The sequence below is a fragment of the Mesorhizobium tamadayense genome, assembly GCF_003863365.1.
Taxonomy (GTDB): domain Bacteria; phylum Pseudomonadota; class Alphaproteobacteria; order Rhizobiales; family Rhizobiaceae; genus Mesorhizobium; species Mesorhizobium tamadayense.
In genome coordinates this window covers 23,039-45,000 of sequence record NZ_RQXT01000019.1, presented here as the reverse complement: position 1 = coordinate 45,000, position 21,962 = coordinate 23,039, and the positions used below count along the sequence as shown (strand labels likewise).

Below are 21,962 nucleotides of genomic sequence, written 5' to 3'. Positions count from 1 at the left end.
GTGCGCGAGGCCGGCCATGCTCTCAGCGACGGCGCCGTCCAGGTTGCGGCGCTTCATTATGTCGACCCGCAACGGTTCGGCGACGCCTTCGCCGAGAGCATGGCCGGTTCTTACGACGTCAAGATCACGCCGGAGAACGTCTCGGTGACGGCGCGCGCTGCACTCGAAGATCAGACGCCGGCCTTTGCCGAGGAAATCATCCCTTTCACCCAGGATACCGACATTGCCGAGGCCTTCGCCGATTCGGGCTACACCGGCAATGACGCCACCGGCATGTCGGAGGCGATCGGCAAGCTTTTGAACGCGACGGCGCTCAAGGCCGGCACGGTGCTGCGCGTCGGCCTAGAAGTGCGCGGCGACATCGCCAAGGTGGTCCGCACCAGCGTCTATGACCGCACCACGCATATCGTCACCATCGCGCTCGACGATCGCGGGCAGTTCGTGCCGGCGCAGGAGCCGGAGCCCAATCCCGAACTGCTGACGGCGTTCGATGATTCGCAGCCGGTGGTGGTGCGCGGCAACCTGCCCAACGTCTATGACGGCATCTACCGTACCGCCTATTCCTACGGCATGTCGAAATCGATGACGCAGAAGCTGATCAAGCTTCTTGCCTCGGACGTCGATTTCCAGTCGCGGCTTTCGCCGTCCGACCGGCTCGAGGTCCTGTTCTCGCAGCCTGATGGCGACGACCAGACCTCCGACAATTCCGAGCTTCTCTATGTCTCGGCGACCTTCGGCGGGCAGACAAAGAACTTCTACCGCTTCCAGATGCAGGACGGCGGCGTCGACTATTTCGACGAGAATGGCTCAAGCGCCAGGCAGTTCCTGCTGCGCAACCCACTGCCAAATGGCCGTTTCACCTCCGGCTTCGGCGCCCGCCGGCATCCGATCCTTGGCTATGTCCGCATGCACACCGGCACCGACTGGGCCGCTCCGATCGGATCGCCGATCATCGCCGCCGGCAATGGCGTCGTCGAGAAGGCTGGGTGGGCCGGCGGCTACGGCAAGCAGATCATCCTGCGCCATGCCAATGGCTATGAGACCTCCTACAATCACCAGAGCGCTTTTGCCAAAGGCATCGAGCCCGGCGTCCATGTCCGCCAGGGCCAGATCATCGGCTATCTCGGCCAGACCGGTCTCTCGACCGGCCCGCATCTTCACTACGAGTTGATCGTCAACGGCACCAAGGTCGATTCGATGCGTGTGCGCCTGCCGGTCGGCAAGGTGCTGAAGGGCGACGATCTCGTCGCCTTCAAGCGCGAGCGCGAGCGCATCGACGACCTGCTCAAGCAGGAAGACGGAAATTCGCTGAAGGTCGCCAGCGCCAAGACTGAGTCGCAGCTTCCCAACTGAGCAATTCCAGGAAAAGTGTGTGGCGGTTTTCCGCCCGGAATTGCGTAAAAACCGCTTTAATCGCGCGAACCGTCGCTTCGCCGTGGCCAGGGCAGCGCCTGGCCAGGCACGGTGAGCCAGGCGACGATCGACGACAGCAGGCAAAGCAACGCCGTGACGGCGGCGACCGCGGCAAAAGCCAAATCGCTCGCCGCAATCCTCAATGCGTCGAGATCAGCCGCGAGCCCGGTTGTCGGCGGCTCTCCGAAACCGGGGATGCCGGCAGGGTTGCCGGTCAATCGCGCATAGACGAAGGCCGCGAGCGAGCCCATCGCCGCCACCGCGATCAGCCCGCCGACGCGCGAGACGGCGTTGTTGATGCCGGACGCCGCGCCCGTGTCCTTGTCCTCCACCGAGGTCATGACCGCCGTCGACAGCGGCGACACGACGAGCGCCATGCCGAGCCCCATCAAGGCCATCAGCGGAAAGATGCCGGTCCAGAAATGGTGGATGCCGGCATTGGCGAGCAGGGCCATGCCAGCAAAGGCGATGGCGACAACGAGGCTGCCGACGGCGATCGGCAGACGCGGGCCGATCAGGTCGGACCATTGGCCGACCGGCCCCGACAGCAGCGCGATGAGCGCCGACAACGGCAGGAAGATGAAGCCGACTTCGGCCGAGTTCAGTCCCCAGCCGGCGATCAGGAGCATCGGCAGGTAGAAGAGGTTCGCCGACAGCGCGAAATAGAGAAAGAAGGTCGCCAGATTGGCGCCGGCGAAAGCGCCGATGCGAAACAGGCCGAGATCGATCATCGGCTCGCGTCGCCGGCGCTCGTAAAGGATGAAGACGAAAAGCAGGACCACGCCGGCGACGATCGTCGGCCCGGACATCATCCCTCCTCCTTCGGCGTTCATCGCCGTCAGCCCGTAGGCCAGCGATCCGAAGGCGAGCGTGGCGAGCGCCGCACCCCCGAGGTCGAGGCTGCGCTTTTCGGTCGGCTCGTCGGCGGGAACCCTGGCCAGCAGCAGGTAGATCGAGACCAGTCCGAGCGGCAGGTTGACGGCAAAGATCGCGCGCCAGACGCCGTTGCCGAAGGTCGACAGCACGAAGCCGCCCAGCACCGGCCCAAGCGCAGTGGTCAGCGCGGAGGCGGCCGCCCAGATGCCGATCGCCCGGCCGCGCTCCTTTTTCGGATAGGCCTTGGCGATGATGGCGAGGCTGCCCGGCACCATGATGGCGGCGCCGATGCCCTGGATGGCGCGGAACGCGATCAGCACCGCCGGATTGGGCGCCAGCGCACAGGCGAGCGAAGCGGCGATGAAGAGCGCGATGCCGGTGACGAATGCACGCCGCAGGCCGAATCGGTCGCCAGCGGCACCGCCCGCCAGGATCAGCGCCGACAATGTCAGCGCGTAGGCATTGGAGATCCACTGCGCTTCGGCCAGGCTGGCGCCGAGATCGACGCGCAGCGCCGGCATGGCGATCGCCAGGACAGAACCGTCGATGAAGCCGAGTGCCGATGCCAGGATCGCCGCGATAAGCACGAACCGGCGCCGCTTTTGCGGACAGAACGTACCGTTCGTGATCGAGCCGGTCAGGGGAATCGCGGCGGCTTCGCCTGGAGATTTCATGGCCCTTGCTTAGACCTCCCATGCGCGCGCAACAACGAGCCAGAGCGTTGCAGTCATTGACACCAGATTCAACTTGACCGGATGGGCAGGATCATGCCGGCCCAAGTGCAAACGGCAGAAGCCGTGCTAAGTCTCCGGCACAATGAAAGGGGAAGATCATGAAGCGACCGCTCGAACCGTCGGCCGAAGGGCGCGGGACGCATCGTCGGCATAACCGACGGCGTCTTTGCCATCGCGCTCACCCTGATCGTGCTGGAGATCAGGGTGCCGTCGCATGAAGCGGTGCATTCGGAGAGTGAGCTGCTTGCGGCGGTTCTCGCGCTCGCACCGCGTTTCCTGACCTATGCGCTGAGCTTCCTGACGCTGACCATCTTCTGGTTCGGCCAGCAAGCGCAGCATGGGCTGATCGCAAAATCGGACCGGCGGCTTGCAACGCTCAATCTCTGCTTTCTCGCCTTCATCGCGCTGTTGCCTTTCTCCACCGACCTGCTCGCCGATTTCCTCGAATTCCGCGTCGCGGTGCTCGTCTACTGGCTGAACCTTCTGATGCTCGGCGTGACGCTGTTCGCGAGCTGGTGGTATGCCAACAGGAACGGCATGCTGGCGCAGGACATCGATGCGCAAACGCGGCGCACCGTCTATCAGCGCATCGTCAAGCGCGCAGTTGCTTTGGGCGATCGGCGCCGCGCTTTGCCTCATCACCCCCGTTGCTCAGCATCGGGTTCATTCTGCTGGTGCAGCTGATCTATGCCGCCGCGCTGCGCGGCTCATTGCTGCGCAAAATCATCGACTGACGATCCGCCGACGAACTCGACGGTGACGCCAGGCGACACCAGATTGGCGAGCTCGCGCGCGTCCCAATTGGTCAATCGCACACAGCCATGGCTTTCGGTCTTGCCGATCTTGGAAGGATCGGGCGTTCCGTGGATGCCGTAGGTCGGCTTGTCCAGCGCGATCCAGACCGAGCCGACCGGACCGTTCGGCCCAGGCGGGATGGTCAGTATCTTGTCGTTCTGGCCCTGCTTGAAATTGATGCTAGGGTTGTAGGTGTAGTTCGGATCGAGCGCGATGCGCGACACTGTGTGTATGCCGGTGGGCGACGGCGTGTCGGCCGAGCCGATGGTGGCGGGATAGGCCGCGACCAGCTTGCCGCTCGCGTCATAGGCGAAGACTTCCTTCTTGTCCTTGTCGGCGACGATGCGGGCAACCGGCGTCGACACCAGCTTGCCGAAATTGGCGACCTTGATGATCGTGCCGGGCCGATTGAAGTCGAGGCCCTTGTTGATCGACTTCAGATAGCCTTCGTCCATATGGAAGCGTTCGGCCAGCGCCTCGGTCACCGAGGTATAGCCCATGCGGTCGAGCCTGGCCTTCTGGCTGTAGTCTTCCGGGATCGAAGCGACATAGGGGCCGGCCGCGTCCTCGGGCGTGATCGTGTAGGACGCGAAGGCGTCGCCGCCCGACTGGGCGAGCGCCGCCTTTATGCCGACCGCGTCGGTCGATTTCAGATTGCTGCTGGTGATCTGATTGTAGGCGGCCAAGGCCTTGTCGACATTCGAGCCGAAGCGCCCGTCGATGACGCCCGGCGAAGCGCCGCCGCGGTCGAGCAGCACCTGCAGCTCCGCCACGTCCTGACGCACGCCGAGCGACAGCGACGGGTCGACGGCGGCCTTGCCGCCCATCTCCGGCGGCAGCGCGGCCTGCGTCTCGGGATTGATTTGCAGCATTTCGCCCTGACCTGGCTGCGCCGATTCGATCGATGCTTCGTCCAGCGGCTGGCGCTTGATGGTGTCCGAATTTGGCGCCTCCGGATAGGTGGTGGCAAAACCGTCATCGTTTGGCGCCGGCGGATAGGCGTCGACGGAATTGTCGTTATAGGGGTCGTCCACCGGCGGCGGAATGACCCTGCCCTCTTCTTCCAACTGCTTGCGGCGGAAGCGGGCCATGTCGTCGGGATTGTCGAGATAGTAGCGGTCGTCGTCCTCGACGGGCGCGCGCCCAAGTTCCTGCATCCGCAATTGCCGGCGAAGCGCCCGGCGGTCGAGCCTGGTCTGCGGCGGCTGGATGGCGATGACCTTGCCGGTGTCGGCATCGACCAGAACCCGGTTGCCCCTGGCATCGTAATAGATGTCGATATTGCCGTCCTGGGCAAGCACGAACGCGCCATGCAGCGCAGGCCGAGCCGTCTTCTGCGCACCTTCTCCACTCGGCGCCGCGAGCGCACCGGAAGACACCAGCCCGGCCGCGAGTGCCGAAAGGGAAAAGATCGTGCGCAGCATGTGGGTCAGGCTCTCCGGTCGACTCAGGTCTTGCCGGGCGAATCCTTCGCCAGCAAACCAGTTGCCAAAATTAAGGTTCCAACATGAACCGGGCATGAAGATGGCGGATTTCCGGCGTTTCACAATGATATCGAATGTCAGCCTAACCCCAGTTCGCTGCGTGCCAGTTTCGTCAGCTTCAGCACAACCAGGCGGTGGCTTTCGCGCAGATAGTCCCTTAGTGCCGCATCATCCACGCTCTGGCTTGTCTGGCGCTGGATCCATTTCATGCCGCGCGAGGCGAGATAGGGCGCGGGCCGGCAGCCCGGCTGTTCCTTCAGCACGTCAAAGGCCATGTCGGAGCATTTGAAGGTGACGAAGATTTGGCCCTCCCGGTTGTGGCCGCCGATCGCGAACACCTTGCCCCCGACCTTCCAGACATCGGCGCCGCCCCACTGGACGACATGCGTCGCGGCGGGCAGCGAGGCGCAGAAGCCGTTGTAGTCCTCGAGCTTCATAGGAATCGGCCTTCCGGGAACCGTGATCAAGGTCGGTTTTGCAATAAGGCCCTGTCGAAAAGCAAGAGCGCGCCGCACCGGCCGGTGCGACGCGCTGCTGGTATTTTGTTTTACTCGAAATCAGGCGGCGGCTTCGGCCGCCACCACGGTCGGCTTCGAGCGGAAGTTCAGGCGATCGGAGCCGGCGGTAACCTTGACGGTCGAGCCGTCGAGGATTTCGCCGAGCAGGATCTTCTCCGCCAGCGGGTCCTGCAGCTCCTTCTGCATCACCCGCTTCAGCGGCCTGGCGCCATAGGCCGGATCGTAACCCTTGGCCGCCAGCCACTCGATCGCGTCGTGATCCAGCGACAGCGTGATCTTGCGATCGACAAGCAGGTTCTCCAGCCGCTTGAGCTGGATCTCGACGATGCGGTCCATGTCCTGGCGGCGCAGCCGGTGGAATAGGATCACCTCGTCGACGCGGTTGAGGAACTCAGGCCGGAACGAGGCTCTCACCACGCCCATCACCTCGTCGCGCACGGCATCGACGTCCTGGTCGTCACGAAGATTGACCAGATATTCGGCGCCGAGGTTCGACGTCATGACGATCAGCGTGTTGCGGAAGTCGACGGTGCGGCCCTGACCGTCGGTGAGCCGGCCATCGTCGAGCACCTGCAGGAGCACGTTGAACACGTCCGGATGCGCCTTCTCGATCTCGTCGAACAGCACGACCTGGTATGGCCGGCGCCGCACCGCTTCGGTGAGCGCGCCGCCTTCCTCATAGCCGACATAGCCGGGAGGCGCGCCGATCAACCGGGCGACCGAGTGCTTTTCCATGAACTCCGACATGTCGATGCGCACCATGGCGTTCTCGTCGTCGAACAGGAAGCTGGCGAGCGCCTTGGTGAGCTCCGTCTTGCCGACGCCGGTCGGACCGAGGAACATGAACGAGCCGATCGGCCGGTTCGGATCCTGCAGCCCGGCGCGTGCGCGCCGCACCGCCTTGGAGACCGCCTGCACCGCCTCGCCCTGGCCGACGACGCGCTCGCCGATCTCGTCTTCCATGCGCAACAGCTTCTCGCGCTGGCTCTCAAGCATCCTGTCGACCGGAATGCCGGTCCAGCGCGACACGACATAGGCGACGTGATCGGGCGTGACCACCTCTTCCACCATGCCGGCCTTGCCGTCCTGGGCTTCGGCTTCCTTCAGCCTCTTCTCCACCTCGGGGATCTTGCCATAGGCAAGCTCGCCGGCGCGCTGGAACTCGCCCTTGCGCTGGGCGATGGCGAGCTCGTTGCGCATCTCGTCGAGCTGCTTCTTCAGGTCCGCGGCGAGGCCGAGCTTATGCTTTTCGGCCTGCCACTTCGCGGTCAGCTCGCTCGACTGCTCTTCGAGGTCGACCAGTTCCTTCTCCAGCCTTGCAAGCCGATCCTTCGAGGCCTCGTCTGTCTCGACCTTCAGCGCCTCGCGCTCGATCTTGAGCTGCATGATGCGGCGGTCGATCTCGTCCAGCGCGTCGGGCTTGGAATCGACCTGCATCCTCAGCCTCGACGCGGCCTCGTCGACCAGGTCGATCGCCTTGTCCGGCAGGAAGCGGTCGGCGATGTAGCGGTTGGAGAGCGTCGCGGCCGACACCAGCGCCGAGTCGGAAATGCGCACCTTGTGGTGCTGCTCGTATTTCTCCTTCAGGCCGCGCAGGATCGAGACTGTGTCCTCGACTGTCGGCTCGTCGACGAAGACTGGCTGGAAGCGGCGGGCAAGGGCGGCGTCCTTCTCGACATGCTTGCGGTATTCGTCGAGCGTGGTCGCGCCGACGCAGTGCAGTTCGCCCCGCGCCAGCGCCGGCTTCAGAAGGTTCGATGCGTCCATCGCGCCGTCGGCCTTGCCGGCACCGACCAGCGTGTGCATCTCGTCGATGAACAGAATGATGCCGCCTGCGGCGGAGGTGACTTCCGACAGCACGGCCTTCAGCCGCTCCTCGAACTCGCCGCGATATTTGGCACCGGCAATCAGCGCGCCCATGTCGAGCGCCATCAATTGCTTGTCCTTCAGCGATTCCGGCACGTCACCATTGACGATGCGCAACGCCAGGCCTTCGGCGATCGCCGTCTTGCCGACGCCGGGCTCGCCGATCAGCACGGGATTGTTCTTGGTGCGCCGCGACAACACCTGGATGGTACGACGGATCTCGTCGTCGCGGCCGATGACCGGATCGAGCCTGCCCGAACGCGCGTCGGCTGTCAGGTCGCGGGCGTATTTCTTCAGTGCGTCATATCCCTGCTCGGCATTGGCCGAATCGGCGGTGCGGCCCTTGCGGACGTCGTTGATGACCTGGTTCAACCCCTGCGCGGTCACGCCGGCCTTGGCCAGGATGTCGGCAGTCTTGGCCGACTTCTCCATGGCAAGCGCCTGCAGCAGCCGCTCGACGGTGACGAAGCTGTCGCCGGCCTTCTTGGCCAGTTCCTCGGCGGTCGAGAACACCTTGGCAAGCGGCTGGGCGAGGTAGAGCTGGCCGTTGCCGCCTTCGACCCTGGGCATTGCCTCGAGCGCCGCCTCTACGCCGAGCTTGACGTCGCGGACACGGCCGCCGGCGCGCTCGATCAAGGACGCAGCAAGGCCCTCGTCATCGTCGACGAGCACCTTGAGCATATGTTCGGGGGTGAATTGCTGGTGGTTGCGCGAGAGCGCCATGGTCTGCGCGGACTGGATGAAACCGCGCACGCGCTCCGAGTATTTTTCAAGATTCATATCTGTCTCCTTCCATCACCGGCCCGCTTTGCGGCACCGGATCAGATTGCGGTGACGGACCCGCTCATTCGAGCCGGGCCCTGTTCAGCCGAGATATGGTGCATGGGCCCAAGTCTCTCAAGACGCTTTGATATCGGTCGACACAGAATATTCTACCGCATGTCATCCAAAGTGCGCAGCGGTTTTGGGCGAACGACATGCGTCAAAACAAGACTTAAAGCGCGTCGCCTGAATCGGTTTCAGCGCGACGCGCTTTGGAGCATGTATTCCGAAAGTACGACCCGGTTTTTCGGGATAAAGACATGCCTAAACAAAGCGCTTGGCGCAGAAGCGAACCTGAAAGATCGCGACGCGCTTTAGGCGCGCAAACGAAAACGGCGGAGATTTCTCTCCGCCGTTCGAATACCTGGAAATGGGCCCGATCAGTCGTTTGCGTCTGCGACAGCCGGCTCGCCGGTGCCGCCTGCCGGCTCACTGGCGCCGCTCTCGCTCGGCGTCCCGCTTGCCTTTTCGGTGGCGGCGACGACCGCATCACTGCCGTCGTTCGCGGCGTCACCGGCGGGGTTGTCCGTCTGGTCGGCATTGCCCTGCTCGGCACTGCCGCGACCACGACGCGGACGTCTCTGCCGACGCCCGCCGCCATTGTCCGCGCCCGCTTCGTTGCGCTCGGCCTGGGCGGCAAGACCCGCCGGCGAGAAGCTGTCGAACAGCGGAGCCTGCTCGGCCGAGAAGCCGCCTTCGGCGGAAGCCTCCGGCTGTGCCTGCGGCTCGCTGCGGCGGTTCTGGTCGATCTGCTGGCTGCCATGCTCGCCGCGCTGGCCCTCGCCGCGCTGGCCCTCACCGCGCTGGCCCCCATCACGCTGGCCATTGTCGCCGCGCTGGCCACTCTGACCGTGCTGGCCATAGCCGCCATTACGGCGGTCACGATGCCGGTCGCGGCCGTTGTTGTCGCGCCGGTTGTTGTCGCGGCCGTTTTCCTGGTTGTAGGCCAGTTCGGCCGGCGTGCCTTCGATCACCGGCTGCGGCCCGGAACCGTTCGCCGCGGCCTGCGCCTCGCCAGCATTGGCGGCGGTGTCGAACTCGTCGCGATCCTCATCGAGGTCGTCGTCGAAATCGTCGCGGTTCTGCTGGGCGTTCTGGATCGGCATCTGCGCTTGAGCGGCGGCAATGATGCGGTTGTAGTGTTCGGCGTGCTGGAGATAGTTCTCCGCCATCACCCGGTCGCCGGAGCTTTGCGCGTCTCGGGCTAGGGTGGCGTATTTTTCGGCGATCTGCTGAGCCGATCCGCGGATCTTCACGTCCGGACCGTTGCTCTCGTAGTTGCGCGTCAGGGGATTGGGTCCCTTGCGGTTGTTGTTGCCACCGCCGCCATTGTTGTTGCGACCGCGCATGCGCCTGTTCTGCTGTTGTGGCCTCATTCGACTCTCTTCATGTGAATTTTCTAAAACTCTTCGCGAACGGTGGCACTCATGCGGCCAACCGTTTCGTTTTTTCACCGGCGTTCGCCCGCATCGATTGCGTTGGCGCCACGTGCCATCCTGTTCCGGTTACATCACTTGCCGGACGATTCCCGCACGAAGCATGGGCGTCGTTTACGCAAGGAGGCAGCTATTTCCAAGGAAAACCGAATCGCTAAGAGCACTGCCTGCTTCGTCTCATCCGGTCAAGCCGGAACCTAGCTGCATTCCCTAATGTTGCCAAGCGCTTTTTTCGCACTGCATCAGGCGTTTCAACGCTTTCAACGCTCGAACACCAGAACCCTGTCGTTTCCGCCGAGATCGCGCCGCACCTCCACCAGCCTGTAGCCGGCTCCAGCGAAGATAGCTGTGACCTCGCTTTGCTGCGTGTAGCCGATCTCGACTGCTACCTTGCCCTGTGCTTCCAGAAACCCTTCCGCCTCTCCGGCGATGATCCTGTAGGGGATCAGACCGTCCACACCGCCATCGAGGGCTCGGCGTGGATCGAAATCGCGGACCTCGGCCTGCAGATTTTCGATGTCTCCGGTGGGTATATAGGGAGGGTTCGCAACAATTACATGGTATCGGCCCGAAACTTTTTCAAACCAGTTGGAATGCAAGGCTTTGAAGCGCCCGCCGAGCCTTAGATCCTCGGCGTTTCGCGTGGCGGTCGCCAGCGCGCCGGGGGAAATATCGACGCCGGTCGCCGTCGCGGCCGGAACCGCGCTGAGCAGCGCCAGCGCGATGGCGCCGGTTCCGGTGCCGAGATCGAGGATACGGCATTCGCCAAGTCTTTCGGCCGTTGCCTTGGCGAAGGGCAAGACAGCATCGACCAGCGTCTCGGTGTCCGGACGCGGCTCCAGCGTGTCCGCCGAAAGCGACAGCCGCAGCCCGTAGAACTCGCGATACCCAAGGATACGATGCACCGGCTCGCCTGCGACGCGACGTCTCAGGGCCGCCTCGATCGCGGCCAAAGCCTTTGCATCGACCGGATGACCGGGCTCGGCGATGGCATCGGCGCGGGTCGTGCCGGAAAAATGCTCGACGATCAGCCTGGAATCGAGCACTGCATCGGCGATGCCGGCGGCGGTGAGCCGCTCCCTCGCCGCGCGCAGCAGCGGCCCGAGCGCTGCGGGCAAAAGATCAGCCATCAATGCCCATGTCGGCGAGCAGCTTCGACTGATGGTCGGCGATCAGTGCGTCGATAACTTCGTCAAGCTCGCCCATCATCACCCGGTCGAGCTTGTAGAGGGTGAGGTTGATACGGTGGTCGGTGACGCGTCCCTGCGGGAAATTATAGGTGCGGATGCGTTCCGACCGGTCGCCCGAGCCGACCTGCGATTTTCGCGACGACGAGCGCTCATCATCCGCCCGGGTACGCTCCAGATCATAGAGCCGCGCGCGTAAAATCTGCATGGCGCGCGCCCGGTTCTGGTGCTGCGACTTCTCCGCCTGCACCACCATGATGCCGGTCGGCAGATGGGTGATGCGCACCGCCGAATCCGTGGTGTTGACGTGCTGGCCGCCGGAGCCGGAGGCGCGCATCGTGTCGATGCGGATGTCCTCGGGCCGGATATCGATATCGACCTCCTCGGCCTCGGGCAGCACGGCCACCGTCGCGGCCGAGGTATGGATGCGCCCGCCGGCCTCGGTTTCCGGCACGCGCTGCACGCGGTGCACGCCGGATTCGAATTTCAGATGCGCGAAAACGCCCTTGCCTGACACCGAGGCGATGACTTCCTTGTAGCCGCCGACCTCGCCTTCACTGGCCGAAACGACCTCGAAACGCCAGCCGCGCGAGGCGGCATAGCGCTCATACATGCGAAACAGATCGCCGGCGAACAAGGCCGCCTCGTCGCCGCCGGTGCCGGCGCGGATCTCGAGGATGGCGTTCCTGTCGTCGGCGGCGTCCTTGGGCAGAAGCAGGATCTGGATGTCCTTCTGCAGCGCCTCGATGCGCTCCTCAACCTCCGGCAGGTCGGCCTCGGCCAGCGCCCGCATGTCGGCGTCGGTGGCCTTGTCGGCGAGCATCGCTTCGAGATCGGCCTGTTCCTGCTCGGCGGCGCGCAGCGCCCGGATCTTGCCGACCATCTCCTGGATGTCGGCATATTCCGAAGCCATCTTGACATAGGTATCGGCCGACGGCCCGGCCGACATCTGCGCCTCGAGCATGTCGAAACGCTTGACGACTTGATCCATACGGTCGCGGGGCAGGTTGATCATGGCAGAATGCTATAGCGGAATGGAGCGATCGTCGGCAAAGGCCTGCAGCAGCGCCCGCATAGGCGTCCCTTGGGCGGGCGCCATCAGATTGTCCTTGAAGAAGGCTTCCAGCTCCGCCAGCGGCAGCTCGGTCAGCATCGCCTTGACCGGGCCGATCGAGGCCGGCGACATCGAGATCGAGCGGAAGCCGAGGCCGATGAGCGCCATTGCCGAGATCGGCTTGCCCGCCAGCTCGCCGCAAAGCGTCACCGGCGTATGGTTGCGCGCGCCGGCATCGGCGATCTGCTTCAAGGCGCGCAGGAACGGCGCCGACAGCGTGTCGAAGCGGTCGGCAAGCTGGGTGTTGCCGCGGTCCACGGCCATGATGAACTGGAAGAGGTCGTTGGAACCGACCGAGACGAAGTCGACCGCCTTCATCAATTCGTCGAGCTGGAAGAGCAGCGACGGCACCTCCAGCATCGCCCCCAGCTTGAGGCTGGTCGGCAAATGATGCGCAAAACGCGACAGATGCCGGACTTCGCGGTCGATGATCTCGCGCGCCTGCGCGATCTCTGAAAGCTCGGTCACCATCGGCAGCATCAGCTTCAGTTCGCGTCCGCCGCAGGCCTTGAGCAGCGCGCGGATCTGGGTCCTGAGCAAGCCGGGACGGTCAAGCGTGAGCCGGATCGCCCGCCAGCCGAGCGCCGGATTCTCCTCCTGCAGCGCGCCCTTGAAATAGGGCAGCACCTTGTCGCCGCCGATATCGATGGTGCGGAAGGTGACCGGCTTGCCGCGCGCGGCCTCGAGCACGTCGCGGTAGAGCCGCTCCTGCGCCTCGGCGCGCGGGAAGGTCGAGGCGACCATGAACTGCAATTCGGTGCGGAACAGGCCGATGCCGGCGGCCCCCGATTCCGAAAGCTGCGGCAGATCGACCGCCAGGCCGGCATTCATCAGGAGATCGACCGGGACCCCGTCCTTGGTCAGCGACGGCTTCTTGCGCAGCTCGCGGTAGACCTCCTGCCGCCGCGCCCTGAAGCGGACCTTTTCGGCATAGGCAGCCTCGAGATCGGACTGCGGCCGCAGATGGATGGTGCCTTCCTCGCCGTCGACGATGATGGCGTCGCCGTTTTCCGCCATGGAGACGGCTCCCTTGACCTGGCCTGCGACCGGGATGCCCATGGCGCGCGCGACGATGACGACATGGCTGGTCGCGGCACCGTCCTCCAGCACCAGGCCGCGCAGCTTGTCCCTGGGATAGTCGAGCAGTTCGGCGGCACCCATCGAGCGGGCGACGATGATGGCGTCCTTGGGCAGCGAGGCCGCGACATCCTCCGGCCCGCGCCCCATCAGCTGGCGGAGCAGCCGGTTGGCCAGGTCGTCGAAATCGCTCATCCGCTCGCGCAGATAGGGGTCCGTCATGTGCAGCATGCGCGCGCGCATATCGCTCTGCACCTTCTCGACCGCGGCTTCCGCCGTCAGGCCGTTGCGGATCGCCTCTTCCAGTCGGCGCACCCAGCCGCGGTCGTTGGCGAACATGCGATAGGCCTCGAGCACCTCGCGATGCTCGCCCTCGAAGGCGACGTCGCGGCGCTCCAGCATGTCGTCGATCGACAGCCTCAGCGAACCGAGCGACCGGTCGAGGCGGCGGACCTCCTCTTCGCTGTCCTCGTTGAACAGGTTGGTGACGACGATGCGCGGCTCATGCAGCACGACATGGCCGAGCCCGACGCCCTCGTTGAAGGAAAGGCCGGTGAAGCTTGCCGGCCGGCTGAGGTCGAGCTCGAGCCCCGGCCTGGTGAGGCGCGCGAGATCGCCGGTGGCGATCATCTCGGCGATCACCATCGCCGTCGTTTCCAGCGCCTCGACCTCGTCGTCGCGATAGTGGCGCATGGTCTTGTTCTGCACCACCAGCACGCCCAGCGTGCGCCCTGCCCTCAGCACCGGCACGCCGAGGAAGGAGTTGTAGATCTCTTCGCCCGTCTCCGGCAGGTAGGCGAAGGCCGGGTGTTCCTGCGCGTTGGAGAGGTTGAGCGGCCGCGCGCTGGCGGCGATCGTGCCGACCAGGCCCTGGCCGAGCCTGAGCTGCGCAAGGTGGACGGCCTTCGGGTTCAAGCCTTCGGTGGCGTAGAGCTCGAGCACCGAATCGGCGCGCAGCACATAGAGCGAGCACACCTCGGCGACCATGTTAGAGGCGATGTCGCGCACGATACGGTCGAGCCGCTCCTGCGGCTCCAGCGGCTCCTGCATGAGCTCGCGGAGCCGTTTCAGCAGAACGCGCGGGCCGCCGGCCGTATCACGCATCGCGGCTTCTTCTCCAATGGGCACGTTGCCCGCCGCAGTTTCTCCCGCGGCCGGCGCTCACGCAACAACTGACTCAGTTCTTGCTACTGCTTATCGAGCCCGTAGACGGAATGCAAAGTACGAACTGCAAGTTCCGTGTAGGGACCGTCGATCAGTATCGAGATTTTGATCTCGGACGTCGTGATCGCCCGGATATTGATCGCCTTGTCGGCCAGCGCCTTGAAGGCGGTGGCGGCGACGCCGGCATGGCTTCGCATGCCGATGCCGATGACCGAGACCTTCGACATGCCGGCTTCCGATTGCACCACGTCGTAGCCGACATCGGCCTTCAGCCGCTCGAGCACCGCCAGCGCCTTGTCGACGTCGCCGGAAGGCACCGTGAAGGTCATGTCGGTGAACTTGCCGTCCTCGGAGATGTTCTGGACGATCATGTCGACATTGATGTTGGCCTCGGCCAGCGGGCCGAAGATGCCGGCGGCGACGCCTGGGCGGTCGCCGACGCGGCGCAGCGAAATCTGCGCTTCGTCCTTGGCGTAGGCAATTCCGGTGACGACCTGCTGTTCCACGATCTCTTCCTCGTCGCAAATAAGCGTTCCGGGCGGATTGAGCAAATCCCCCATTCCGGGCGCGTCGGGATCGTCGAAGGACGACCGCACAAAGGTACGCACCCTGTGCACCATGGCAAGCTCGACCGACCGCACCTGCAGCACCTTGGCGCCGAGCGAGGCCATCTCGAGCATTTCCTCGAACGAAATCTTGGCCAACCGCCGCGCTTTCGGCTCGATGCGAGGGTCGGTCGTGTAGACGCCGTCGACATCGGTATAGATGTCGCAGCGGTCGGCCTTGACCGCGGCCGCGATCGCCACCGCGCTGGTGTCGGAACCGCCGCGGCCGAGCGTTGCGATGCGGTTGTCCGGCCCGATGCCCTGGAAACCGGCAATGACCGCCACCTGGCCTTCGCCGAAGCGCTTGATCAGGAACGCGCCGTCGATGTCAAGGATGCGCGCCGCGCCATGGGCGTTGTCGGTCTTGATCGGGATCTGCCAGCCTTGCCAGGAGCGGGCGTGGACGCCCATGTTCTGCAGGGCGATCGCCAACAGGCCGGCCGTGATCTGCTCGCCGGAGGCGACCACGGCGTCGTATTCGCGCGCATCGTGCATGGGCGAGGCCTCACGCGTCCAGGCGACCAGCTCATTGGTCTTGCCGGCCATGGCCGAAACCACCACGGCGACGTCGTGGCCGGCATCGACCTCGCGTTTGACATGACGCGCCACATTGCGGATGCGGGCGATGTCGGCGACCGAGGTTCCGCCGAATTTCATCACGATGCGCGCCATGGAAGCTAGATGCCTTTGACTGAGGCCGGCTCAGGGCCGGAAACGAAAACATGCGCCCGGCAAGGCCGAGCCGCGGAAATCGCGGCCTCCTTAGCCAAAACAGCCAAGCTTCGCAAGCGATGGCGGGATAAGGGGGCTCCGGCCGGGTTCGAGGTCTCCTGACAGATTCCTGCGACCTTCGTGCGATAAGGTCGAGGCAAACGCACCGCATGGAGGAATTTCATGACAGAGACGCTGGAAATCGTCAGCTTCCGCCTCAAGCCGGAGGCTGAGGCCGACTTTGTCGCCAACAACGGCGTCGTCACCGACTGGCTCGCGTGCCAGCCCGGCTTTCTCAGCCGCCATCTCGGCAAGCGCGAGGATGGAAACTGGATCGACGTCGTGCGCTGGCGGAGCCTAGAGCAGGCCCGGGCCGCGGCTGAGCGCATCATGGCCGAGATCGGCGATTGCGAGGCGATGCAGGCGATCGAGCCGGCCAGCGTCGCCATGAGCCATGCCGCTGTTGCGGTGTCGATGCCTTAGCGAGGCAGGCCGATGCCGGAGCCGCTCAGTTCAGCGCGACGGCTCTCCAAAGACCCGGATAGTCGGCAACGAGGACGGACGGCGAGATCTCCAACACCTCGTCGTAGCCGAATTTCGGCGCGGCATAGGCGCAGCGGGTGTCATCGAGGCGGCGGTAGGTCTGGTCGAGACGTTCGAGCCTTAGCTCGGGAAAGGCCAGATAGGCTGCGGGAGCAGGCGTCGAAATGCCGGGCCGACGATCGAGGCGTCGGATCGGCAGGAGGTTCGAAGCGGGTGTGAAACCAAGATCGAGATCGACAAGGTCGGCCACCTGCGTTTGCTCCCGGCCGTTGAGCATCCAGCCGCCGTCGCCAAGCTTCTCGATCCGATAATGGAGCGCGTCGCCGCCAAGAAATCCTGCAACGCACGCGGCGCGGGTCCGCCATCCGGCATCGCAGTGGATCTCATAGGAAATCCCGCACGGCGCGCCTCCTTGCAGGAACACGGCCTGCCCTTTCAGGCTCCAGCCGTCGCCTGTCTTGGCAAGCAGACAGCCATCATGACCTTCCTGGTCGAGCCGGCGCCAAAGGATCGAGGCCACGGTTCGCATCGTGATGCTCCTTTCAAGAACGATGCCTGTCTTTCGCCCGCAAGGGCGGCCCTGTTTCATCAGGGGGCTTATCAAGCCGCCACATGCTGACAAACCAACCCGCGATGTCAGGAAAGCGCCACCGCCCGGCCTCCTCTCTGCCGGGAGTGGAAAAACCTGCCTTGACTTTCTTCGCCGAGAACCCGACTTCCTAGCGTTCGAGGAGACCCGCCCATGCCTGAGCCCCGTCGATCGACCATCGATGCAGGAGAAGTCGAGCGCTTCTCCGCCCTTGCCGCCGAATGGTGGAACCCGAACGGCAAGTTCCGGCCGCTGCACAAGTTCAACCCCGTGCGGCTTGCCTATATCCGCGACCAGGTGGCGAGCCGCTTCGGCCGCGATCCGCGCGCGGCCAGGCCGTTCGAGGGCCTGCGCTTCCTCGACATCGGCTGCGGCGGCGGGCTTTTGTGCGAACCGATGGCGCGGCTTGGCGCCGAGGTGGTCGGCGCGGATGCGTCGGCCACCAACATCGAGGTCGCCAGGCTGCACGCGGCGGAGGCCGGCGTCAGCGTCGACTACCGCGCCACCACGGCCGAGGCGCTGGCCGACGCCGGCGAGACGTTCGACGTCATCCTCAACATGGAAGTGGTCGAGCATGTCGCCGATGTCGATCTGTTCGTCGCCAAATGCAGTGAGATGGTCCGGCCCGGCGGCATCATGTTCGTGGCCACCATCAACCGCACGCTGAAGGCGCTTGGCCTTGCCATCATCGGCGCCGAATATGTGCTGCGCTGGCTGCCGCGCGGCACCCATGAGTTCGGCAAGCTGGTGCGGCCCGAGGAGCTGGCAAAGGCACTCGGCGCGGCGGGGCTCACGGTCATCGACCGCACCGGCGTCATCTATCATCCGCTGGCGGACCGCTGGCAGAAGTCCAGGGACATGGACGTCAACTACATGGTGCTGGCCGAGAAAGCTTCGGTCTGATCGGCCAACCTGAAGCGTTCGTGCCTAAGCCGCCTGGCTTTGCATCTTCATGCTTGGCTGGCTCTGCGCCTTGGTGGTGATGAACACGCCGGCGGTGATGATGGCGGCGCCCAGCCAGGTCAGCAGCTGATAGTGCTCGCCGAGGAAGATCGTGCCGGCAAAAAGCCCGACCGCTGCCGCCACATAGCCGATCTGGCTGAGATAGACCGGCCCGCCGACCGCCTGCAGCCGGAAGAAGAAGGCAAACATCGCCGAAGCCGACGCCACCTGCCCGGCGACCACTAGCGGCACACCGCCGAGTGGAGCAAGCGCTTGCCAGCCGAACAGCGTCAGGATGCCGACGAGAGGCAAGGTCGCCGATGCCAGATGGCTGCCGACGGCGAGTTCGATCGGACCGGTGCCCTCCGGCCAGTCGACGGTGCGGTAGATGTTGCCGGCGGCGAGGCTGACCGGGATCAGCAGCCCGATCGCCACCCAGAAATAATCGGCCGGTTGGCCGGCCTCGCCGCGCGTCAGCGCGACCATGACCGCACCGATGAAGCCGACGGCAATGCCGACGACACCGAGCAGGTTGGGACGCCGGACGCCGAGCAGGATCGAGAACACCAGCGTGATGACCGGCGAAAGCGTGAACATGATGCCGGTGTACCCAGCGCCGAGATGCGGGATGGCCGAAAACATCAAGAGATTAGGAAAGGCGTAGGATACCGCTGCGGTGACAAAGAAATAGCGCAGCTTGTGCGCCGTCAGCCGAATGCGCTCGCCGCGCAGCAGGAGAGCCAGCAACAGCACACCGCCGGCGCCGAGCGAGATGACGAAAGCCCAGACCATGGCCGGCACGCCGGCGGCGGTCGCGAGCTTGCCGAAGGGCAGCGTCATGCCGAGCAAGCCACCGGTGACGATCAGAAGGCCCAGTGCCGAATCCCAGAGTAATTTCATCCGCGTGATCCTGTCGCCGCGAGGCCGAGCTTGGCGGCCACTCTAACTTGGGGTAAGATAACGCAAAGATTCTTAATGTAAAGATACTTTGCGGTGAAGCACATGGACCGTGCGGCGAGGGCGATCGAGCAATGGCGGAAGGAGCGGCCGGATCTCGACGTCTCGCCGATGGGCGTGATCGGCCGCCTGAATGAGGCGTCCTCGCTGATCGCGCGCGACCGTCTCGCACCGCTCTTCGCCCGCTTCGGCCTGCAGTCCGGCGAATTCGACGTGCTGGCGACATTGCGCCGCTCGGGCTCTCCCTACGCGCTGACGCCGACGGAACTTTACGAGGCGACGATGGTCACGTCGGGCGCCATGACCGCCCGGCTCGACCGGCTGGAAAAGGCCGGCCTGATCCAGCGCGCGCCGCATCCGAGCGACCGCCGTGGCATCGTGGTTCAGCTCACAGCCAAAGGTCTTGCGCTGGTCGACGAGGCGCTTACTGCCCACGTCGCCAATGAGCATCAGATCCTCGCCGGCCTGACGCCAGAGGATCGGAAAATGCTCGCAACACTGCTGAAAAAACTGATCGGAAGCCTGGGCTAAGGTGTGTTGAGATTCAGGTCAGGCCGCGCCGAAAACGGTGGCCTTCGAGAACCGGAGCGGAGCGGACATTCAGGTCTGTGAGCACCGGAAGCGCAGAAGGCCGGCGTTTGCAGGCCGGCATCACGTGAATCTCAACGACCTTAGTTCCGGTCCTCCGGAAAGCTCGGTATCGGGATGAATTCGACGCCGTCCTCGGCGAGGCTTTGCGCCTCCTCCGGCGTCGCCTCGCCATAGATGCCGCGCGGATCGCTCTCGCCAAAATGGATCTTGCGCGCTTCCTCGGCGAACTTGTCGCCGACATAGTCGGCGTTCTCGCGCACCTTGTCGGCGAGCGCCTTGAGCTGCGCCAGCGCCTGCTTCTGCGCCTCGCCCATGGCGAGCGCCATCTTTTCCTGCTTGCGCGAGGTGGAAACGGCCGGAGCCATCAGCGCCTTCTCGATCTTGTGCGAGCCGCAGGCCGGACAATCGACGAAACCACGCTTCTTCTGCGTGTCGAAGTCGTCGTTGCTGCGGAACCAGGCTTCGAACTCGTGCTCGTGCTCACAGATAAGCGAAAAGCGGATCAAGAGGCTGCACCCCTGAGGCGCGGCGCCTCGCCGGCATTGACGGCGAAATCCCGCGCATTCTTGAGATTGGGAATCTTGCGGCGCGCGGCCGAAGACTGCGCCGGATCGATCTCGGCGACGATCACGCCCGGCTCGTCATGCGCGGCCTCGGCGACGATGCGCCCCCACGGGTCGACGATCAACGAATGGCCGTAGGTCTCGCGGCCGTCCTCATGCAGGCCGCCTTGCGCGGCAGCGATGACATAGGCGCCGTTCTCGATCGCGCGTGCCCTGAGCAGCACATGCCAGTGCGCCTCGCCGGTCTGGCGGGTAAAGGCGGCGGGCACCGACAGCACGTCGGCGCCGGCCAGCGCCTCGGCGCGGAACAACTGCGGGAAGCGCAGGTCGTAGCAAACGGCAAAGCCCAGCCTCGCGCCATTGATCGAGGTGACGACGGCCTCTGTTCCCGGTTCATAGGAGGCGGATTCGCGCCAGCTTTCGCCACTGTCGAGGTCAACATCGAACATGTGGATCTTGTCGTAATTGGCGATCGTGGCGCCATCGGGCGCAAACAGGAAGGCGCGGTTGGCGAGCTTGCCGTCGGCGCGCAGGATGGCCGTCGAGCCGACATGCAGATAGATGCCGAGCTCGTTGGCCAGTTTCCGCGCCGTCGAAACGACGATGTCTTTGTCCTCGGTGGTGAAGGCGGCGGCGCCCGCCTGCTTGTCGCGGATGAGCGCGCCGGTCATTTCCGGCGTCTGGACATAGGTGGCGCCCTGCCTTGCGGCCTCGCGGACCAGCCTTTCCATGTCGGCCGCGTTGCGCTCCGGGCTGGTCCCCGAACGCATCTGCACCGCCGCAGCCTTGAAAACGCCCATGATCAAACCCTCGCTCCGTTGGCAAGCAGCACGTCCAGCCGGCCCTGCGACTCCAGTTCATGGAGGTCGTCGCAGCCGCCGACATGCGTGTCGCCGATGAATATCTGCGGAAAGGTGGTTCGCCCATGCGCCCGCGAAATCATCTCCTGGCGCAATTCCGGCGAGAACGACGCGTCGTGCTCGGTGTAGGCCACACCCTTGCGCTCGAGCAGCCGCTTGGCGGCCGTACAATAGCCGCACATCATCCGGGTGTAGATCGTCACATCGACCATCGATCAGCAATCCTGCCTGTGCATGTCGCCCAATGGTTGTGCGAAAGCAACCTGCACCAAAAACAACAATCAAGTCCTATATAGTCGCGGACTCATCGGCCCGAAAGTCCCCCGGCAGGACGCGGGCGAAGGTCAGCACGTCGACCGCTCCGGCGCCGCCCTTCTTCAGCGCCTTGGCCACTGCGCGCACGGTGGCGCCGGTGGTGAAGACGTCATCGATGACGAGCACCCTGCGGCCGGCGATCTCGATTTCGGCCTCGGGCGGGACACGGAAAGCGGCGCGCACATTCTCCTCGCGCTCGTGCCGCTCCAGCCCGACCTGCTGGCGGGTGAGCTTCACGCGTCTCACCGCCGCCGGCGAGAAAGGCAGGCCGCTGAGCTTCGACACCGCCCGCGCCAGCTCGGCGGACTGGTTGAACTGTCTGCGCAAGAACCGCCGCCAGTGCAGCGGCACCGGCACCACCACGTCGGCTTCGGCGATCAGTTCGGCGCCGGCGCGCATCATCCAGCGCGCCATCCATGGCGCGAGATCCGTACGATCCTGGTATTTCAGCCCTTGCACCATCTGGCGCGCAACCCCTGAATAGACGACCGCTGCCCGCGCCCGCTCGAAAGGCGGCGGATCGGCGATCGCCTCGGCGGAGAGAAAACCCTCGCCCATGTCATGGGTGAAAGGCGTGCCCATAACCGGACACCAGGGCTTCTCCAGCAGCCGGAGCTTCGGCCAGCAGGCGCCGCACAGCACGCCGGGCTGCGAGACATGACGCCGGCAGCCGGCGCAGACCGGCGGAAACAACAGGCGCGCCGGCCAGCCCAGCGCCAGCCGCGCCATGTCCTTGATCGCAACGGTCTTGATCTTGCGCACCGGATCGGCCACGTGAGATGAAACCCCGCGCCACCATA

Annotated in this window: 20 protein-coding genes (1 of these 20 cut by a window edge); 5 read left to right on the top strand and 15 right to left on the bottom strand. The window is 64.8% G+C overall.

Annotation, left to right across the window (positions count from 1 at the left end):
- Positions 1–1,353, top strand: partial view of a M23 family metallopeptidase gene (locus EH240_RS16850; protein ID WP_125000202.1) — the 3' portion only. It extends 627 nt beyond the left edge of the window; the window shows 1,353 of its 1,980 coding nt (coding positions 628–1,980); its start codon lies beyond the left edge, outside the window; it ends in the stop codon at positions 1,351–1,353.
- Between the two features lie 56 nt (positions 1,354–1,409).
- Here the strand turns inward: EH240_RS16850 and EH240_RS16845 are convergent, their stop codons facing one another.
- On the bottom strand, positions 1,410–2,963 hold the full coding sequence (locus EH240_RS16845; protein WP_125000101.1) for an MFS transporter: 1,554 nt from the start codon (positions 2,961–2,963) through the stop codon (positions 1,410–1,412).
- A gap of 249 nt (positions 2,964–3,212) precedes the next feature.
- On the opposite strand from EH240_RS16845, the gene EH240_RS16840 reads away from it, so the two are divergent.
- Positions 3,213–3,707, top strand: coding sequence for a TMEM175 family protein (locus EH240_RS16840; RefSeq protein WP_245436119.1), 495 nt, complete (start codon positions 3,213–3,215; stop codon positions 3,705–3,707).
- 23 nt (positions 3,708–3,730) lie between these two features.
- Here the strand turns inward: EH240_RS16840 and EH240_RS16835 are convergent, their stop codons facing one another.
- The 8 genes from EH240_RS16835 to EH240_RS16800 form a co-directional block, all read right to left on the bottom strand.
- On the bottom strand, positions 3,731–5,242 hold the full coding sequence (locus EH240_RS16835) for a L,D-transpeptidase family protein (RefSeq protein WP_125000099.1): 1,512 nt from the start codon (positions 5,240–5,242) through the stop codon (positions 3,731–3,733).
- A 137-nt stretch (positions 5,243–5,379) separates the two neighbouring features.
- Complete coding sequence (locus EH240_RS16830) at positions 5,380–5,739, bottom strand: MmcQ/YjbR family DNA-binding protein (protein WP_125000097.1); 360 nt, start codon at positions 5,737–5,739, stop codon at positions 5,380–5,382.
- Between the two features lie 120 nt (positions 5,740–5,859).
- Entirely contained in the window at positions 5,860–8,466 is a 2,607-nt protein-coding gene (gene clpB / locus EH240_RS16825) for an ATP-dependent chaperone ClpB (protein ID WP_125000095.1), read from the bottom strand.
- 422 nt (positions 8,467–8,888) lie between these two features.
- Positions 8,889–9,884: a DUF4167 domain-containing protein gene (locus EH240_RS16820; protein ID WP_125000093.1), complete on the bottom strand. Its 996-nt coding sequence runs from the start codon at positions 9,882–9,884 to the stop codon at positions 8,889–8,891.
- Positions 9,885–10,204: 320 nt separating this feature from the next.
- Positions 10,205–11,074, bottom strand: a complete 870-nt coding sequence (gene prmC, locus EH240_RS16815; protein WP_125000091.1) for a peptide chain release factor N(5)-glutamine methyltransferase — start codon at positions 11,072–11,074, stop codon at positions 10,205–10,207.
- Entirely contained in the window at positions 11,067–12,146 is a 1,080-nt protein-coding gene (gene prfA / locus EH240_RS16810) for a peptide chain release factor 1 (protein ID WP_125000089.1), read from the bottom strand. Before prfA ends, prmC begins: the two co-directional genes overlap by 8 nt.
- 9 nt (positions 12,147–12,155) lie before the next feature.
- Entirely contained in the window at positions 12,156–14,426 is a 2,271-nt protein-coding gene (gene ptsP, locus EH240_RS16805; RefSeq protein WP_125000087.1) for a phosphoenolpyruvate--protein phosphotransferase, read from the bottom strand.
- Positions 14,427–14,509: 83 nt separating this feature from the next.
- A complete protein-coding gene (locus EH240_RS16800; protein ID WP_125000085.1) occupies positions 14,510–15,763 on the bottom strand; it encodes an aspartate kinase in 1,254 nt (417 codons plus the stop codon).
- 222 nt (positions 15,764–15,985) lie between these two features.
- Here EH240_RS16800 and EH240_RS16795 point away from each other — a divergent pair, with 222 nt between their 5' ends.
- Positions 15,986–16,285: an antibiotic biosynthesis monooxygenase family protein gene (locus EH240_RS16795; RefSeq protein WP_125000083.1), complete on the top strand. Its 300-nt coding sequence runs from the start codon at positions 15,986–15,988 to the stop codon at positions 16,283–16,285.
- Positions 16,286–16,310: 25 nt separating this feature from the next.
- Here the strand turns inward: EH240_RS16795 and EH240_RS16790 are convergent, their stop codons facing one another.
- Positions 16,311–16,874 (bottom strand): putative glycolipid-binding domain-containing protein, encoded by a 564-nt coding sequence (locus tag EH240_RS16790; protein WP_167484045.1) that lies wholly within the window; start codon positions 16,872–16,874, stop codon positions 16,311–16,313.
- A gap of 213 nt (positions 16,875–17,087) precedes the next feature.
- On the opposite strand from EH240_RS16790, the gene ubiG reads away from it, so the two are divergent.
- On the top strand, positions 17,088–17,837 hold the full coding sequence (gene ubiG, locus EH240_RS16785) for a bifunctional 2-polyprenyl-6-hydroxyphenol methylase/3-demethylubiquinol 3-O-methyltransferase UbiG (RefSeq protein WP_125000081.1): 750 nt from the start codon (positions 17,088–17,090) through the stop codon (positions 17,835–17,837).
- A gap of 24 nt (positions 17,838–17,861) precedes the next feature.
- Here the strand turns inward: ubiG and EH240_RS16780 are convergent, their stop codons facing one another.
- Positions 17,862–18,776, bottom strand: a complete 915-nt coding sequence (locus EH240_RS16780; RefSeq protein WP_125000079.1) for a DMT family transporter — start codon at positions 18,774–18,776, stop codon at positions 17,862–17,864.
- Between the two features lie 102 nt (positions 18,777–18,878).
- On the opposite strand from EH240_RS16780, the gene EH240_RS16775 reads away from it, so the two are divergent.
- Positions 18,879–19,364 carry a MarR family winged helix-turn-helix transcriptional regulator gene (locus EH240_RS16775; RefSeq protein WP_125000077.1) on the top strand — a complete coding sequence of 162 codons (486 nt, stop codon included), beginning with the start codon at positions 18,879–18,881 and terminating at the stop codon, positions 19,362–19,364.
- 140 nt (positions 19,365–19,504) lie between these two features.
- On the opposite strand, the gene EH240_RS16770 is transcribed toward EH240_RS16775, so the two are convergent.
- The 4 genes from EH240_RS16770 to EH240_RS16755 form a co-directional block, all read right to left on the bottom strand.
- Positions 19,505–19,930, bottom strand: a complete 426-nt coding sequence (locus tag EH240_RS16770; RefSeq protein WP_125000075.1) for a DUF1178 family protein — start codon at positions 19,928–19,930, stop codon at positions 19,505–19,507.
- Positions 19,927–20,787, bottom strand: a complete 861-nt coding sequence (locus EH240_RS16765) for a carbon-nitrogen hydrolase family protein (protein WP_125000073.1) — start codon at positions 20,785–20,787, stop codon at positions 19,927–19,929. Before EH240_RS16765 ends, EH240_RS16770 begins: the two co-directional genes overlap by 4 nt.
- Before the next feature lie 2 nt (positions 20,788–20,789).
- Positions 20,790–21,059 carry a glutaredoxin 3 gene (grxC, locus tag EH240_RS16760; RefSeq protein WP_125000071.1) on the bottom strand — a complete coding sequence of 90 codons (270 nt, stop codon included), beginning with the start codon at positions 21,057–21,059 and terminating at the stop codon, positions 20,790–20,792.
- Between the two features lie 76 nt (positions 21,060–21,135).
- Positions 21,136–21,936 (bottom strand): ComF family protein, encoded by an 801-nt coding sequence (locus tag EH240_RS16755; protein ID WP_125000069.1) that lies wholly within the window; start codon positions 21,934–21,936, stop codon positions 21,136–21,138.
- Positions 21,937–21,962: the final 26 nt, after the last annotated feature.